The following is a 16,634-nucleotide window of genomic DNA, read 5'->3' on the forward strand; positions in this document are numbered from 1 at the left end:
GGCTGGGTTGGCTGATGTTTCGGTTCGCGGCAGGCTACACGTACGCGTCGTCCTTGAAAGCCCATAACGCATAACCGACGCCGTCGGGTTCGATACGGGTCGGAACCGGGTTGTCAGCACGGCTTGCCTCGGTACAATCGAAAGCACTACAACGAAACAACGCACCATGAAAGAGGACGACATCGTCGCCGCGTGGTCGGAACGGGTTCGTGCGGCCACGGCCGCCGAACAGCCGCTCCGCATCCGAGGCGGCGGCACGAAGGACTGGTACGGCCAGTCATTGCAGGGTGAGATCCTCGACACGCGCGCGCTTCGCGGCATCATTGCGTACGACCCGGCCGAGCTGGTCATCACCGCGCGCGCAGGCACGCCGCTCCTCGAAATCGAAGCGGCGCTCGCCGAGCATGACCAGATGCTCGCCTTCGAGCCGCCACACTTCGGCCCGCAGGCGACGCTCGGTGGCTGCATCGCGGCGGGCATCGCCGGTCCGCGCCGCCATTCGGCGGGCGCGCCACGCGACTTCGTGCTCGGCACCGTCGTCATGAACGGCCAGGGTCAAGTGCTCACGTTCGGCGGGCAAGTCGTGAAGAACGTCGCCGGTTACGACGTTTCCCGTCTGATGGCCGGATCGCTCGGAACACTCGGGCTGATTCTCGAATTGTCGATCAAAGTGCTGCCAAGTCCGAAAGCCGAAGCGACGCTCAAGTTCGACATGAACGGCACCGATGCCGTGCGCAAGCTCAACGAATGGGGTGGCCGCCCGCTGCCTATCACGGGCAGCGCGTGGCGCAACGGCACCCTGGCCGTGCGGCTGGGCGGCGCGGAAGCGGCCGTCAAGTCGGCGCGCACGTCGCTGGGCGGTGAAGTCGTCGACGCCGTGGAAGCCGAACGCTTCTGGGCCGGCCTGCGCGAACAGACCGATCCGTTTTTCGCGGCCATCGCGCCGAAGTCCGCGCTCTGGCGCCTCGCGCTGCCGACCATCACCGAACCGCTGCAACTGCCGGGCGCGCAGTTGATGGAATGGGGCGGCGCGCAACGCTGGTGGATCACCGACGCCGACGCGCAGACCGTGCGCATCAGCGCGAAGCAGGCCGGCGGCCACGCGACGATCTTCCGCACGGGCCACGGCTACGATCGTGGCGCGGGCGTCTTTACGCCGCTGCCCGCGCCGTTGATGAAGATTCATCGCGGCCTGAAAGCCGCATTCGACCCGGCGCGCATCTTCAATCGCGGCCGGCTGTACCCCGACTTCTGAGCGCGCGATGCAAACCAATCTCGCCGACTTCATTCGTAACACGCCCGACGGCGACGAAGCGGACGCCATCCTGCGCAAATGCGTGCATTGCGGCTTTTGCACGGCCACCTGTCCGACGTATCAACTGCTGGGCGACGAACTCGACGGGCCGCGCGGCCGCATCTATCTGATCAAGCAGATGGTGGAAGGCACGCCCGTCACGCGCAGCACGCAATTGCATCTGGACCGCTGCCTCACGTGCCGCAATTGCGAGTCGACCTGCCCGTCCGGCGTGCAATACGGCAGGCTCGTCGAGATCGGCCGCAAGCTCACGGAAGAAAAGGTGCCACGGCCCTTCGGCCAGCGGCTGATGCGCCGCGTGCTCGCGAGCTTCGTGCCGAACAGCACGTTTTTCACGCCTGCGATGCGTATCGGCCAGCACTTCCGTCCGCTGCTGCCGAAGAAGCTGCGCGACAAGGTCCCGCAACGGCAACGTCAGCTGGAATGGCCGACGGCCACGCATCCGCGCAAGATGCTGATGCTCGCGGGCTGCGTGCAGCCGTCGATGATGCCGAACGTCAACATCGCGACGGCGCGCGTGCTGGACGCGCTCGGCATCCAGACCGTCATCGCGCCGGAAGCGGGCTGCTGCGGCGCCATCCGGCTGCACCTCGGCTACAACGACGAAGCGCTGGACGACGTGCGGCAGAACATCGACGCGTGGTGGCCGCATGTCGAACAGGGCGCCGAGGCAATCGTGATGAACGCATCGGGCTGCGGCGCGACCGTCAAGGAATACGCGCACCTGCTGCGCAACGATCCCGCTTACGCGGAGAAAGCGAAACGCATCGTCGAGCTGACGCGCGACATCAGTGAAATCCTGCCCGACTTCGAAGAAGCGCTGACGCCGCTCACGCGCCGCCGCGCGATTCACACCGTTGCGTTTCACCCGCCTTGCACGCTTCAGCATGGCCAGCAGATTCGCGGCAAGGTCGAACAGCTGCTGACGGCGCTCGGCATCGACGTCAGGCTGCCTGCCGACAGCCACCTGTGCTGCGGTTCGGCCGGCACCTATTCGCTCACGCAACCCGCACTGTCGTACGCGCTGCGCAACCAGAAGCTCGAAAAGCTGAGGGCGCAGGAGCCGCAGATCATCGTCTCGGCGAATGTGGGCTGCATCGCGCATCTGCAAAGCGGAACCTCCACTCCTGTCGTGCATTGGATCGAACTCGTCGAGCACATGCTCGCGACCTGAGATTGCGTGCTGTGCCTGTGTCCTGATCGACAGCATCGCTTGCGGGCGATGCGCGCGCAACCTGGCCGTTCGGCCAGGTCGTGACGCGCGGGAGGCGTCCGTATAATTCAAATCGTCGCCCCTCGCATCGGTAATCAACGTTTCATGCCCGATCTCGCTCACAATCTCGACGCAGTGCATCAGCGCATCGCTCTCGCCGCGCAGGTCGCGGGCCGCGATCCGCGCTCGATTGCGCTGCTGGCCGTCTCGAAGACGTTTCCCGCCGAAGACGTTCGCGCCGCCCATGCAGCGGGCCAGGGCGCGTTCGGCGAAAATTACGTGCAGGAAAGCCTGACGAAAATCGAAGCGCTGTCGGATCTGCGTGCGTCGATCGAATGGCATTTCATCGGACCGCTGCAGTCGAACAAGACGCGCGCCGTTGCCGAACATTTCGACTGGGTGCATTCCGTCGATCGCCTGAAGATCGCGCAGCGGCTGTCCGAACAGCGGCCCGACAGGTTGCCGCCGCTCAATGTGTGCCTTCAGGTGAACATCAGCGGCGAAGCATCGAAGAGCGGCGTGACGCGTGAAGAAGCGTTGCATGTCGCGCGCGAAATCGCATCGCTGCCGAAGTTACGGCTGCGCGGCCTGATGGCGATCCCCGAACCGGCAGGCGACGTCGAACAGCAGCGCGCGCCGCATCGCGCGTTACGCGAGCTGTCCGAAAAGCTGTGCGCGGACGGTCTCGAACTCGATACGCTGTCGATGGGCATGTCGGGCGATCTCGAGGCGGCCGTGCTCGAAGGCGCGACGATCGTGCGTGTCGGCACGGCTATCTTCGGCGCTCGTGACTACTCTCACTAACTCCCGTACATCATGAAAATTGCCTTCATCGGCGGCGGCAATATGGCCGCCGCACTCATCGGCGGACTGATCAAGCGCGGCGTCGCGCCGTCGGACATTCGAGCCGTCGATCCCAACGAAGACGCGCGCAAGCGCAGCGAACAGCAGTTCGGCATCGGCACGAGCGCGTCGGCAGATGCATCGCTGAGATCGTTCGATGCCGTCGTGCTCGCCGTAAAGCCGCAGATCGTCAAGGACGTCGCGGCGGCGCTCGCACCGCATCTGTCGCCGTCGCAGGTCGTCATCAGCATCGTCGCGGGCATTCGCGGCGCGGACCTTGCACGTTGGCTCGGCGGTCACGCGCGCCTCGTGCGCACGATGCCGAACACGCCTGCGCTGATCGGCATGGGCGTGACGGGACTGGTCGCGCTCGGCGGCGTCGATGAAGCGGGACGCGCGCTGGCGTCGCAGGTTCTCGGCGCGGTCGGACAGACGGTATGGTTCGACGACGAAGCAAAAATCGATGCCGTGACAGCCATCTCGGGCAGCGGCCCCGCCTACGTGTTCTACTTCATCGAGGCCATGCAGGAGGCCGCGCGCCAGTTGGGCATGGACGACGAGCAAGGCCGCGCGCTTGCCGTCGCGACATTCACGGGCGCCGCGCAACTCGCCGCGCAATCGGGCGAGCCGGCAAGCGTGCTGCGCGAGCGCGTGACGTCGAAGGGCGGCACGACGGCAGCCGCGCTGGCATCGTTCGAAGCGCAAGGCGTGAAGGAATCGATCGTGCGCGGCGCGCTGGCTGCCGATGCGCGGGCCCGGGAAATGGGAGAGGAGTTCGGCAAGCAATGAAGGCGCTTGCCGTTTGACATAGGCAGACGCTGCGGCGCGAGACCGACAACGCAATCGGCACGCCTCAGCGCCTTATCGAAAGGCGTTCAGAACGCCTGCGCCGCGTAATGCGCGGCAATGCCGGCAAACAACGCGCCGCCCAGCCAGTTGTTATGCCGGAAGGCCGCGAAGCACGGCATGCGCTCGCGGTCCTTGATCAGCGTGTAGTGGTACACCGCGCAGCCGATTGCCGCCGCAAGGCCGATCCAGTACAGCACGCCGAAGCCCAGCACGATGCCGATGCCGACATAGATGCCGAGCGTGAGCGCGTAGCAGACCATGATCGCGAGCACGTCGAAGCGGCCGAACGTCAGTGCGGAAGTGCGTATGCCGATCTTGATGTCGTCGTCGCGATCGACCATCGCATATTCGGTGTCGTACGCGACGGACCAGAACACGTTCGCGAGCAGCATCACCCACGCGAGCAGCGGTACCTGATTCTGTATCGCGGCAAACGCCATCGGAATGCCGAAGCCGAACGCAATGCCCAGATACGCCTGCGGAATCGCGAAGAAACGCTTCGTGAATGGATACGTGCCCGCGACGAACAGCGCCGCCACCGACAACTCCTTCGTCAGCGTATTGAGCGGCAGGATCAGCAGAAACGCGATCAGCGACAGCCCGACCGCCAGCGCCACTGCTTCCCACGCCTTGATCTTGCCCGACGTAATCGGCCGGTTTTCGGTGCGCTTCACATAGCGGTCGAAATCGCGGTCCGCGTAGTCGTTGATCGCGCATCCGGCGGAGCGCATCAGCACCGTGCCGATCACGAAGATCACCAGCAGCGACAACGACGGATGGCCGTCGGATGCAATCCACAGCGCGTTGAGCGTCGGCCACAGCAGCAGCAGGCTGCCGATCGGCTTGTCCATGCGGACAAGGCGCAGATAAAGCGGGAGTCGGGCGAACATGGCGGTGCGCAGAAATACGAATCTCCGTATTTTAGAGCAGCGCGAGCGCCAGGCCCGACAGACGCGCACGCACGGACAACGCGACAAAAAAGCCCGACGGGCCTGCACCCATCGGGCTTCACGTTCATCTGCACAGGCCACCGACGCGTCGAACCGCGTCAGATGGGCCGCGAGAGCGAATTACGCCAGCATCGAACGCAGCATCCACGCGTTCTTTTCGTGCGTCTGCATGCGCTGCGTCAGCAGATCGGCTGTCGGCTCGTCGTTGGCGGCGTCCGTTACCGGGAAGATCGCGCGCGCAGTGCGCACGACGGCTTCCTGCCCTTCCACCAGCTGGCGGATCATGTCTTCAGCGGCAGGCACCCCGTCCGCTTCGGCGATCGACGACAGCTTCGCGAATTCCTTGTAGCTGCCCGGCGCCGCGACGCCCAGAGCGCGAATGCGCTCGGCGATCAGATCGACGGCGGTGGCCAGTTCCGTGTACTGCGTCTCGAACATCAGATGCAGCGTGTTAAACATCGGACCCGTCACGTTCCAGTGAAAATTGTGGGTCTTCAGATAAAGCGTGTACGTATCGGCGAGAAGGCGCGACAGACCTTCTGCGATCTTCTTGCGATCCTTGTCGCTGATACCAATGTTGACGTGCGGTACGGCTTCTTTCTTGGCCATGATGACTCCATCTAAGAGTGATACGAACCTGTCTGCATGCCCGGAGTTGCGTGTGTGCAGTCCGTCAACGCTCGAACGTCCGCCAGTTTATCTTAGAAACGACATGCGTTCGCGCGACGCATTACCTCGCCGATGCGCGTGTTCGGACCGTGGATGGTCATGCGCGCGGTCCGTCATCGGCTGATTGCGTGCAGCAGATTCGCGACGATCACTGCATACCCGCTGCTGACGATCGCGAGCCCCGCGAGCTTCTGAAAAAGCATGGGGCCGCGCACCTGTCGCGCGACGCTGCCGGCGCTGTGACCGACTGCGTTCATCACCATCTGAACCATGATCGTTCTCCTGTAGTACGGGTGGCGCGCTCATGCGCCACCCTTGCTGCTCAATCGCCTGCTCGCCCGTCGCTCACTTCGACTTCGCCTTCGAGAGCGCCTCGATAGCCGCCACCACGCCGTCCGCATACGCGGGATCGATCTTGCGGAAGTGCTCGACCTGGCGCGCGACGATATCCGCCGGCACACCGTCGATCGCCCGCGCGATGTTGGCAAAGAGACGCTCGCGCTGGCCCGCATCGAAGATACGGAAGAGGGCCGCCGGCTGGCTGTAGTAGTCCTCGTCCTCGCGATGGTTGTAGCGATCGACGTTGCCCGCCGCGAGCGGCGGCTCGATCGCATTGCGGTCCTGCGCAAAGTCGTCGAAGCGGTTCGGCTCGTAATTCACGTTGCCGCCGAGATTGCCGTCAGTGCGCATGCCGCCGTCGCGATGGAACGAGCGCACGTTCGGCGCACGCGACGCGTTCACGGGAATCAGATGGTGATTCACGCCAAGGCGATAGCGCTGCGTGTCGCCGTACGAAAACAGACGGCCCTGCAACAGACGGTCCGGCGAGAAGCCGATGCCCGGCACCACGTTGGCCGGCGTGAACGCGGCCTGCTCGACGTCCGCGAAGTAGTTCTGCGCGTTGCGGTTCAGCTCGATCACGCCGACGTCGATCAGCGGATAGTCCTTGTACGGCCACACCTTCGTAATGTCGAACGGGTTGTAGCGATACGTTGCCGCGTCCGCTTCGGGCATCACCTGAATCTGGAAGCGCCACTTCGGGAAGTTGCCGCTGTCGATCGACCCGATCAGATCGCGCTGCGCGCTCTCGCGGTCCCTCGCGACGACCTGCGCGGCTTCTTCGTCGGTGTAGTTCTCGATGCCTTGCATCGACTTGAAGTGGAATTTCACCCAGAAGCGCTCGTCGTTCGCGTTGATAAACGAGAACGTATGCGAGCCGAAGCCGTGCATCTGCCGATAGTTCTTCGGAATGCCGCGATCGCTCATCACGATCGTCACCTGATGCAGCGACTCCGGATGACGCGAGAAGAAGTCCCACGCGTTCGTCGCGCTGCGCATGTTCGTGTACGGATCGCGCTTTTGCGTGTGAATGAAGTCCGGAAACTTCAGCGGATCGCGGATGAAGAACACGGGCGTGTTGTTGCCGACCACGTCCCAGTTGCCCTCTTCCGTGTAGAACTTGATCGAGAAGCCGCGCACGTCGCGCTCGGCGTCGGCGGCACCGCGCTCGCCAGCGACCGTCGAAAAGCGCATGAAAAGCGGCGTTTCCTTGCCGACTTCCGAAAACACCTTGGCTTTCGTATAGCGCGAGATGTCGTGCGTCACCGTCAACGTGCCGAACGCGCCCGAACCCTTCGCATGAACGCGGCGCTCGGGAATCACTTCGCGGTCGAAGTGCGCGAGCTTTTCGATCAGCCACACGTCCTGCAACGCGACGGGGCCGCGCGGGCCAGCCGTCAACGAGTTCTGGTTGTCGGCGACAGGCGCGCCCGAGGCGGTCGTGAGATTGGGTTCAGACATATCTGTTCTCCTTGCTAGTTCGGGCGAATGCCGTCCTGGGGAATTCGAATGAGAGGAAAAGCGTGTCAGGCGGCCAGCGCGCGATCGACCAGCAGCCCAAACGCGACGGTCCTGAAACTGGACGTAGCATTGACGGCCGGAGCCGCTTGCTGCGGCGAAGGGGAAACAGACTGGATCAGCGACGACGTAGATGACTGCATGATTCCTCCCGTTTGTTGTGATGGATCTCGGCGACCCACGGAGGAAGTTTATTAAAAACTATCTAATACGACGATTTGATTAATTTTATGTATTCAATAGCCTCCGCCTCATGCAGAAGGCGGCGGCAGCCGGCGGCGCATCCCGGGGACCGAAATGCGCCTGCAAAGCGCTTAGTTGACGGCGGCGGGCAGATCGAGCTTCTTCACGCCCGGCAGATCGCACGCGGCGACGGCGTCGCAGATCGCGTCGATGGCGGGCATCCGCGTGAAGCTCTTGCGCCATGCGAGCACGACGCGGCGATCCGGCACCGGGTCGTCGAACGGCACGTAGCTGAGCAGCCCAGAATCGACGCCGCCCGCGTGCGCCTTCACTTCATGCACGGACATGCGCGGCAGCACCGTAATGCCGACGCCGCTCGCGACCATATGCCGGATCGTTTCCAGCGACGAGCCCTCGAACGTTTTCTGGATGCCGTCCGCGTTCTGCGAAAAGCGCATCAATTCCGGGCACACGCCGAGCACGTGATCGCGGAAGCAGTGACCGCTGCCGAGCAGCAGCATCGTTTCCTGCTTCAGGTCGGTCGGGTCGATCTTGTGACGCGACTCCCATGCGTGGCCCGACGGCAGCGCGACGACAAACGGTTCGTCGTACAGCGGACGCAGCATGAGACCCGTTTCCGGAAAGGGCAGCGCCATGATCGCGACGTCGATCTCGCCCTGCTTGAGCAGTTCGATCAGCTTGAGCGTGTAATTTTCCTGCAGCATCAGCGGCATCTGCGGAACGCGCTTGATCATCTGCTTGACGAGCGTGGGCAGCAGGTACGGTCCGATCGTGTAGATGACGCCGAGGCGCAGCGGCCCGACAAGCGGGTCCTTGCCCTGCTTCGCGATTTCCTTGATCGCGAGCGTCTGTTCGAGCACGCGTTGCGCCTGCGTGACGATCTGCTCGCCAATCGGCGTGACGCTGACTTCGCTCGTGCCGCGTTCGAATATCTGCACATTCAGTTCGTCTTCGAGCTTCTTGATCGCGACCGACAGCGTCGGCTGGCTCACGAAACACGCTTCCGCCGCGCGGCCGAAATGGCGCTCGCGGGCAACGGCGACGATATATTTCAGTTCTGTGAGGGTCATTGGGGACCAATCAGGGCGATAGATTCGATAGGTTTCTGTTATACACCTATGGGGCCAATTCGCCAACCTTCAAGCCTTCTTCACCTGTGCTGCGGCGCGCAAGCGCTTCCCCGCCAGGCGTCGTCACGCCTTCAGATACTGCTCGCGCGTGTTCAGCCAGCGCAAAAGATGCTGCGTGACGACGTTCGGATACTGCGCGAGCAGCGTCGCGGCGGCCTCGCGCGCCGGTTCGATCAGCCAGCCGTCGTTTTCGAGATCCGCGAAACGCAGCATCGCGGCGCCTGATTGCCGCGCGCCGAGAAATTCGCCGGGGCCGCGGATTTCCAGGTCGCGACGGGCGATTTCGAAGCCATCGGTGGTTTCGCGCATTGTCTGCAGACGCGCGCGTGCGGTCATCGACAGCGGTCCGGAGTACATCAGCACGCACACCGACGCCGCGCTGCCGCGCCCCACCCGTCCGCGCAGCTGATGCAGTTGCGCGAGCCCGAAGCGCTCTGCGTGCTCGATCACCATCAGCGACGCGTTCGGCACATCGACGCCCACTTCGATTACCGTCGTCGCGACCAGCAACTGCACTTCGTTGCGAGTGAACGCGTCCATCACGGCCGCTTTCTCGACAGGTGTCAGGCGCCCGTGCACCAGCCCGACCTTCAGTTCCGGCAGCGCGGCGATGAGCGTTTCGTACGTTTCGACGGCCGTCTGCAATTGCAGCGTCTCGCTTTCCTCGATCAGCGGACAGACCCAGTACACCTGGCGTCCCGTCAGCGCCGCTTCGCGCACGCGGCCGATCACTTCGTCGCGGCGCCCGTCCGATACCAGCTTGGTCAGGATCGGCGTGCGGCCTGGCGGCAGCTCGTCGATCGTCGATACGTCGAGGTCCGCGTAGTACGTCATCGCGAGCGTGCGCGGAATCGGCGTCGCGGACATCATCAACTGATGCGGCTGGAAATCGCGCGCGCCGTCGGCGGCGTTTTGGGCTTTCGCGCGCAGCGCGAGCCGCTGCTCGACGCCGAACCGATGCTGCTCGTCGACGATCACGAGGCCGAGCCGCGCGAACTCGACCGCATCCTGAATGATCGCGTGCGTGCCGATCACCAACTGCGCGATGCCGAGCGCCGCTGCTTCGAGCGCACTGCGCTTTTCCTTCGTCTTGAGGCTGCCCGCGAGCCACGCGACCGTCACGCCGAGCGGTTCCAGCCAGCCGCGCAGCTTGCGCGCATGCTGTTCGGCGAGGATTTCCGTGGGCGCCATCATCGCCGCCTGATAACCGGCGTCGATGGCCTGCGCGGCCGCGAGCGCGGCGACGATCGTCTTGCCGCTGCCGACGTCGCCCTGCAACAGACGCTGCATCGGATGCGGCTGCGTCAGATCGTGCGCGATCTCCGCGCTCACGCGCTGCTGCGCGCCCGTCAGCGCAAACGGCAGTGCCTTCAACAGACGCGCGACGAGCGATGCGTCGTCGGCGGGCGAGCGGCGCGGCATCGCGGGCGCGGCGCGCGTGCGGCGCTCTTCGTGTGCGCGCTTGAGCGACATCTGCTGCGCGAGCAGTTCCTCGAATTTGATGCGCGTCCACGCGGGGTGCGTGCCGTCGATCAGCGCCGTTTCGTCGGCATGCGAAGTGGGATGGTGCAGCGTGCGCACGGCGTCCATCAGCGGCGGCACGTCGAGCGGCTGCAAATATTGCCGGGCGACGGGCTCGGGCAACAGCTCCGGCAACGACGTGCGCGACAGCGCGTTGTCGATCGCCTTGCGCAGATACGCCTGCGAAACGCCCGCCGTGCTCGGATAGACGGGCGTGAGCGCTTGCGGCAGCGGCGTGTCTTCATCGACGACGCGCACGGCCGGATGCACCATCTCCATTCCGAAGAACCCGCCGCGCACGTCGCCGCGCACGCGCAGCCGCACGCCGACCGACATCTGCTTGACCTGCGAGCCGTAGAAATTGAGGAAGCGCAGGATCAGCTCATCGCCCGCGTCGTCGCGCATCTTCACCAGCAACTGGCGGCGCGGCCGGTACGCGATCTCGTTGTCGAACACAACGCCTTCCGTCTGTGCGACACCGCCGGGCAGCAGCTCCCCGATCGGCGTCAGCGATGTTTCGTCCTCGTAGCGCATCGGCAGGTGCAGCACGAGATCGATGTCGCGCGTGAGGCCGAGCTTCGCAAGCTTGTCGGCCGTTTTCGCGACCGTGCTCTTTTTTGCGGCGGGCTTCTTCGCGCCTTGAGCGCCTTGAGCGGCGGGCGCGGCGGGCTCCTGAGCCGCGTCCTCGCCCGCCTTGCTCCGCGCGGCGCGGCGCTTTTTCGGGGCGCTGTCGTCGTCGGTGTCGAGGGGTGAACGGGTATCGGACAAAGGCATGAGTCGCTTCGCAAGTACAATATCGGCTTCAGAAGTTTCGCGGCCAGCGTGCGCCTGTCGGGCGTGCATCAATGACGGCTGCGGCAATGTCCCGCAATCATAGCCGCTCGACGGCCGCTGGCGTACCCGCTATGGATCGTGTCGTCGATCCCGTCGCCGGTCCGGCCTCCAGCTTTGTCCCGTCCGAGACGGCCATCCAGTTTCTATCGCATCAGCGCATCACATCAGTCCGCATGTTCACGCTTTCCGATTTCGATTTCGACCTGCCGCCCGAACTGATCGCGCAAGTCGCCTTGCCCGAGCGCAGCGCGAGCCGTCTGCTCGAAGTGAATGGCCAGACGAAGCCCGCGACGTTCACCGACCGCCATTTCGCCAATCTGCCCGATCTCGTCGATGTCGGCGACCTGCTTGTATTCAACGATACCAAAGTGCTGAAGGCGCGGTTCCTCGGCCAGAAGGCCAGTGGCGGCAAGATCGAAGTGCTCGTCGAGCGCCTGACGGGCGAGCGTACCGCGCTCGCGCAGATCCGCGCGAGCAAGAGCCCTGCGCCGGGCACGACGCTGCGTCTTGCCGATGCGTTCGACGTCACCGTCGGCGAGCGCGTCGAGCCGTTCTACACGCTGCACTTTCCGGACGACTGCCTGACGCTCATCGAGCAGCACGGCCGCTTGCCGCTGCCGCCGTATATCGAGCACGACCCCGACGCATTCGATGAAACGCGCTACCAGACGGTGTACGCGCAAAACCCCGGCGCCGTCGCCGCGCCCACGGCCGGCCTGCATTTCGACGACTCGATCTTCGCGCGGCTCGACGAAAAAGGCGTCGAGCGCGCGACGCTCACGCTGCACGTCGGCGCGGGCACGTTCCAGCCGGTGCGCGTCGAGAATATCGCCGAGCACAAGATGCATAGCGAGTGGTATCAGTTGCCGCAGTCGCTGGTCGACAGGATCGCGGCGACGAAGGCGCGCGGCAATCGCGTGATCGCGGTCGGCACGACGTCGATGCGCGCGCTCGAAGCCGCCGCGCGCGACGCCGAAGCAGCGGGCCGTCCGCTTGCCGCGACGAGCGCCGACACGGACATTTTCATCACGCCGGGCTACAGGTTTCGCGTCGTCGACCGGCTGGTGACGAATTTCCATTTGCCGAAATCGACGCTGCTGATGCTCGTGTCCGCGTTCGCGGGCATCGAGACGATACGCGCGGCGTATCGGCACGCAATCGAGGAGCGTTACCGCTTTTTCAGCTACGGCGACGCGATGCTGCTCACGCGCAGCGACGACGCGCTGAACGCATAATCCAACACCGCCGCCGGAAATCTTCTGGCGGCGTTTATCATCTGCGCCAGACTGTTTTCTGGTGGCACAGGAGTACAAGAAGATGACCGACGGTCACAACAATGCTGCACGCGCGGACCACGGCGCTTATCTCGGCGACCACGTTCGCCCCGACAACGGCCTGAAGTTCGAGCTGCTGAAAACCGACGGCCAGGCGCGCCGCGGACGCCTCACGCTCAATCACGGCGTGATCGAAACGCCGATCTTCATGCCCGTCGGCACATACGGCACCGTGAAGGCGATCCAGCCGCGCGAACTCGAAGAAATCCGCGCGCAGATCATCCTCGGCAACACGTTTCACCTCTGGCTGCGCCCCGGTCTCGAAACGATCGCGGCGCATGGCGGCCTGCACGGCTTCATGGGCTGGAAGCGGCCGATTCTCACCGACTCCGGCGGCTTCCAGGTTTTCTCGCTCGGCGATCTGCGCAGGATCACCGAAGACGGCGTGACGTTCGCGTCGCCGATCAACGGCGACAAGCTGTTCCTGTCGCCGGAAGTGTCGATGCAGATCCAGAAGGTGCTGAACTCGGACATCGTGATGCAGTTCGACGAATGCACGCCCTACGCGACCAACGGCGTGCCGACGTCGCACGCGGACGCCGCCGATTCGATGCGCATGTCGATGCGCTGGGCGAAGCGCTCGATCGACGAGTTCAACCGGCTTGGCAATCCGAATGCGCTCTTCGGCATCGTCCAGGGCGGCATGTTCGAGGACCTGCGCGACGAGTCGCTCGCGGGGCTGTCGGAGATCGGCTTTCATGGTCTCGCGATCGGCGGGCTGTCCGTCGGCGAGCCGAAGGAAGACATGATGCGCGTGCTGAACCACATCGGCCCCAAGCTGCCCGCCGACAAGCCGCACTACCTGATGGGCGTCGGCACGCCGGAAGATCTCGTGGCGGGCGTCGCGGCGGGCGTCGATATGTTCGACTGCGTGATGCCCACCCGCAACGCGCGCAACGGCTGGCTCTTCACGCGCTTCGGCGACATCAAGATCCGCAACGCGACGCACAAGAACTCGCTGCGCCCGCTCGACGAGCAATGCGGCTGCTACACGTGCCGCAACTTCACGCGCGGCTATCTGCATCATCTGCATCGCGTCGGCGAAATTCTCGGCGCGCAGCTGAACACGATCCACAACCTGCATTACTACCTCGAACTGATGCAGGAAATGCGCGATGCGATCGACGCGCAGGCGTTCGACACGTTCAAGAAGCTGTTTCATGAAAACCGCGCACGCGGGACGGACTAGAGTTAGATGACGCGCGAGAGGTGCGACGCAGGCACATCGGGCAACGCGCGAAAAGCATCCTCCCACATAGCGCAGCAGACATTACAATTTACTTTCGGAGAAGCACCCGAAACCCCTTGACAGCCCGTCAGGAAAACCTGTTCCGGGTGCCGTCCCGTAAATGGCCGGTGGTAGAATAACCGGCTGATTTTTTTGATTGTTATAACGGAGAGACCAACGTGTCGTTCATTTCCAATGCCTTCGCGCAAGGCAGTGCAGCAGGTGGCGCCGAATCGAGCCTGATGAGCTTCCTGCCGCTGATTCTGATGTTCGCGGTGCTCTACTTCATCATGATTCGCCCGCAAATGAAGCGCCAGAAGGAACACCGCAACATGCTCGCCGCGATGGCGAAAGGCGACGAAGTGGTGACGAACGGCGGCATCGTCGGCAAGGTGACCAAGGTCGGCGAAGCGTATGTTGGCGTCGAAATCGCGGAAGGCACTGAAATCACCGTGCAGAAAGCGTCGGTCACGACCATTCTGCCGAAGGGCACCCTGAAGTCGCTGTAAGGCCTGCTCTCTCGCGTCCGGCGCGGCCTCGCGCCGGTCGAAGCCCCGCCCAGGCGCTTCCGCTCGCCGCGCTCATCGCCGGACGCATCGCAATCAAGCCAACCTCCCGTTGGACCACTCCATGAATCGTTACCCCCTCTGGAAATATGTCGTGATGCTGGTGGCGCTCGTCATCGGCCTCGTGTACACGCTGCCCAATTTCTTCGGCGAAGCGCCGGCGGTGCAGGTGTCGAGCGGCAAGGCCACGGTGAAGCTCGATTCGACCACGCTGTCGCAGGTCGAAGCGGCGCTCGCATCGAGCCAGATCAAGCCGGACGACGTCACGTTCGACAACTCCACGTTGAACGCGAACATTCGCGTGCGCGTGAAGGACACCGACACGCAGCTGCGCGTCAAGGACCTGCTGCAAAAGTCGCTCAATAGGGACGCGACCGATCCGCAATACATCGTCGCGCTGAATCTGCAGAGTGCATCGCCGCGCTGGCTGACGGCCCTGCACGCGCTGCCGATGTATCTGGGTCTGGACCTGCGCGGCGGCGTGCACTTCCTGCTGCAGGTCGACATGGCGGGCGCGCTGAACAAGAAGCTGGATTCGGACGCGTCGGATGCGCGCACCCTGCTGCGCGACAAGAACATTCGCGACGGCGGCGTGAACCGCGTCGGCCAGTCGGTCGTCGTCAATTTCGCGGACCAGAGCGTCGCGGAGAGCGCGCTCACGCAATTGCAGGCGGGCGTCACCGAACTGCAATGGGCGACGCAGCCGAACCCGAGCGGCGGCTTCCAGGTGGTGGGCACGTTCACGCCGGCCGTGCAGAAAACGGTGCAGGATGCGGCGCTCAAGCAGAACATCACGACGCTGCATAACCGCGTCAACGAACTCGGCGTGGCGGAGCCGGTGATCCAGCAGCAAGGCCCCGACCGCATCGTCGTCGAGCTGCCGGGGGTGCAGGACACGGCGAAAGCGAAGGACATCATCGGCCGCACGGCGACGCTCGAAGCGCGTCTCGCCGACCCGAACGGCCTGCACCCGAATCCGAGCGATCCCGTGCCGGCCGGCGACGAACTGTTCACGCAAGGCAACGCGGCGCCCGTGCTGCTGCGCAAGGCCGTGATCTTCACGGGCGACCGCATCATCGACGCGTCGGCGGGCTTCGACGAGCACCAGCGTCCTTCCGTCAACATCCGTCTCGATTCGGCGGGCGGCCGCGCGGTGCGCAGCGTGTCGCGCGACAACATCGGCAAGCCGATGGCGATGGTGCTGTTCGAGAAGGGCAAGGGCGAAGTGCTGACGGTCGCGACGATCCAGTCGGAACTGGGCGACCGTTTCCAGATCACGGGCCAGCCCACTCCTCAGGCGGCAACGGATCTCGCGCTGCTTCTACGCGCCGGCTCGCTCGCGGCGCCGATGGACATCATCGAAGAACGCACGATCGGCCCGAGCCTCGGCGCGGACAACATCAAGAAGGGCTTCGATTCCGTCGTCTACGGCTTCATCGCGATCGCGGCGTTCATGATCGCGTACTACATGCTGTTCGGCCTGATCTCGATGATCGGGCTGTCGGTGAACCTGCTGCTGCTGATCGCGATCCTGTCGATGCTGCAGGCCACGCTGACGCTGCCCGGCATCGCCGCTATCGCGCTCGCGCTCGGTATGGCAATCGACGCGAACGTGCTGATCAACGAGCGCGTGCGCGAAGAGCTGCGCAACGGCGCGCCGCCGCAACTGGCGATCCAGAACGGCTACGCGCACGCATGGGCGACGATTCTCGACTCGAACGTGACCACACTGATCGCCGGTCTCGCGTTGCTGGCGTTCGGCTCCGGCCCGGTGCGCGGCTTTGCGGTGGTGCACTGTATCGGCATTCTGACGTCGATGTTCTCGGCCGTGTTCTTTTCGCGCGGCCTCGTGAACCTGTGGTACGGCGGCAAGAAGAAGCTGAAGTCACTGGCTGTCGGCCAGGTGTGGAAGCCGGCTGCCGCCGACGGCGCAACGGCTTATCTCGATAGCGCCGACACGGACACCGACACGGCGCGCGCGATGGCAGCGACTACGGCGCCGAAGGCAAAAGCCAAGACGAAAGCGCCCGCCAGCAACGCGCAAGCGCGCGCCGGCAAGCCGACGCTGCGCAACCGCAACGCGCCGGATGGCACGAAGAAACCGGGTTCATCCCGCTGAGT

At 64.3% G+C, this 16,634-nt stretch carries 15 protein-coding genes; 8 read left to right on the forward strand and 7 right to left on the reverse strand.

Features of this window, described 5'->3' with window-relative positions:
- Window positions 1–166 precede the first annotated feature (166 nt).
- The 4 genes from glcE (at window position 167) to proC (ending at window position 4,160) form a co-directional block, all read left to right on the forward strand.
- Window positions 167–1,255 (forward strand): glycolate oxidase subunit GlcE, encoded by a 1,089-nt coding sequence (glcE, locus tag AABE10_RS24250; RefSeq protein ID WP_342935772.1) that lies wholly within the window; start codon window positions 167–169, stop codon window positions 1,253–1,255.
- 7 nt (window positions 1,256–1,262) lie between these two features.
- The gene (gene glcF, locus AABE10_RS24255) at window positions 1,263–2,489 is read left to right on the forward strand and encodes a glycolate oxidase subunit GlcF (RefSeq protein ID WP_342935773.1); all 1,227 of its coding nucleotides are present in this window, start codon (window positions 1,263–1,265) and stop codon (window positions 2,487–2,489) included.
- A 144-nt stretch (window positions 2,490–2,633) separates the two neighbouring features.
- Window positions 2,634–3,332 (forward strand): YggS family pyridoxal phosphate-dependent enzyme, encoded by a 699-nt coding sequence (locus AABE10_RS24260; protein WP_342935774.1) that lies wholly within the window; start codon window positions 2,634–2,636, stop codon window positions 3,330–3,332.
- Between the two features lie 12 nt (window positions 3,333–3,344).
- Entirely contained in the window at window positions 3,345–4,160 is an 816-nt protein-coding gene (gene proC, locus AABE10_RS24265) for a pyrroline-5-carboxylate reductase (protein ID WP_342935775.1), read from the forward strand.
- A gap of 86 nt (window positions 4,161–4,246) precedes the next feature.
- Here the strand turns inward: proC and ubiA are convergent, their stop codons facing one another.
- From ubiA to recG, 7 genes are all read right to left on the reverse strand, one after another.
- Window positions 4,247–5,110, reverse strand: a complete 864-nt coding sequence (gene ubiA / locus AABE10_RS24270; protein ID WP_342935776.1) for a 4-hydroxybenzoate octaprenyltransferase — start codon at window positions 5,108–5,110, stop codon at window positions 4,247–4,249.
- Between the two features lie 180 nt (window positions 5,111–5,290).
- The gene (locus tag AABE10_RS24275; protein ID WP_342935777.1) at window positions 5,291–5,779 is read right to left on the reverse strand and encodes a Dps family protein; all 489 of its coding nucleotides are present in this window, start codon (window positions 5,777–5,779) and stop codon (window positions 5,291–5,293) included.
- 173 nt (window positions 5,780–5,952) lie between these two features.
- A complete protein-coding gene (locus AABE10_RS24280; RefSeq protein ID WP_342935778.1) occupies window positions 5,953–6,111 on the reverse strand; it encodes a hypothetical protein in 159 nt (52 codons plus the stop codon).
- Window positions 6,112–6,184: 73 nt separating this feature from the next.
- The gene (locus tag AABE10_RS24285; protein ID WP_342935779.1) at window positions 6,185–7,639 is read right to left on the reverse strand and encodes a catalase; all 1,455 of its coding nucleotides are present in this window, start codon (window positions 7,637–7,639) and stop codon (window positions 6,185–6,187) included.
- A gap of 65 nt (window positions 7,640–7,704) precedes the next feature.
- Window positions 7,705–7,839 carry a hypothetical protein gene (locus tag AABE10_RS24290; protein ID WP_342935780.1) on the reverse strand — a complete coding sequence of 45 codons (135 nt, stop codon included), beginning with the start codon at window positions 7,837–7,839 and terminating at the stop codon, window positions 7,705–7,707.
- A 171-nt stretch (window positions 7,840–8,010) separates the two neighbouring features.
- Complete coding sequence (locus AABE10_RS24295) at window positions 8,011–8,970, reverse strand: LysR substrate-binding domain-containing protein (protein ID WP_087732579.1); 960 nt, start codon at window positions 8,968–8,970, stop codon at window positions 8,011–8,013.
- 123 nt (window positions 8,971–9,093) lie between these two features.
- Window positions 9,094–11,325 (reverse strand): ATP-dependent DNA helicase RecG, encoded by a 2,232-nt coding sequence (gene recG, locus AABE10_RS24300; protein ID WP_342935781.1) that lies wholly within the window; start codon window positions 11,323–11,325, stop codon window positions 9,094–9,096.
- 233 nt (window positions 11,326–11,558) lie between these two features.
- Here recG and queA point away from each other — a divergent pair, with 233 nt between their 5' ends.
- The 4 genes from queA to secD all read left to right on the forward strand — a co-directional run bounded on the left by queA (window position 11,559) and on the right by secD (window position 16,632).
- Window positions 11,559–12,620, forward strand: a complete 1,062-nt coding sequence (queA, locus tag AABE10_RS24305; RefSeq protein ID WP_342935929.1) for a tRNA preQ1(34) S-adenosylmethionine ribosyltransferase-isomerase QueA — start codon at window positions 11,559–11,561, stop codon at window positions 12,618–12,620.
- Window positions 12,621–12,702: 82 nt separating this feature from the next.
- On the forward strand, window positions 12,703–13,908 hold the full coding sequence (gene tgt, locus AABE10_RS24310) for a tRNA guanosine(34) transglycosylase Tgt (RefSeq protein WP_342935782.1): 1,206 nt from the start codon (window positions 12,703–12,705) through the stop codon (window positions 13,906–13,908).
- A 218-nt stretch (window positions 13,909–14,126) separates the two neighbouring features.
- Window positions 14,127–14,456 (forward strand): preprotein translocase subunit YajC, encoded by a 330-nt coding sequence (yajC, locus tag AABE10_RS24315; protein ID WP_012401902.1) that lies wholly within the window; start codon window positions 14,127–14,129, stop codon window positions 14,454–14,456.
- Between the two features lie 121 nt (window positions 14,457–14,577).
- The gene (gene secD / locus AABE10_RS24320; protein ID WP_342935783.1) at window positions 14,578–16,632 is read left to right on the forward strand and encodes a protein translocase subunit SecD; all 2,055 of its coding nucleotides are present in this window, start codon (window positions 14,578–14,580) and stop codon (window positions 16,630–16,632) included.
- Window positions 16,633–16,634: the final 2 nt, after the last annotated feature.

Origin of the sequence: Paraburkholderia diazotrophica, from assembly GCF_038900755.1 — a bacterium.
GTDB lineage: Bacteria > Pseudomonadota > Gammaproteobacteria > Burkholderiales > Burkholderiaceae > Paraburkholderia > Paraburkholderia diazotrophica_A.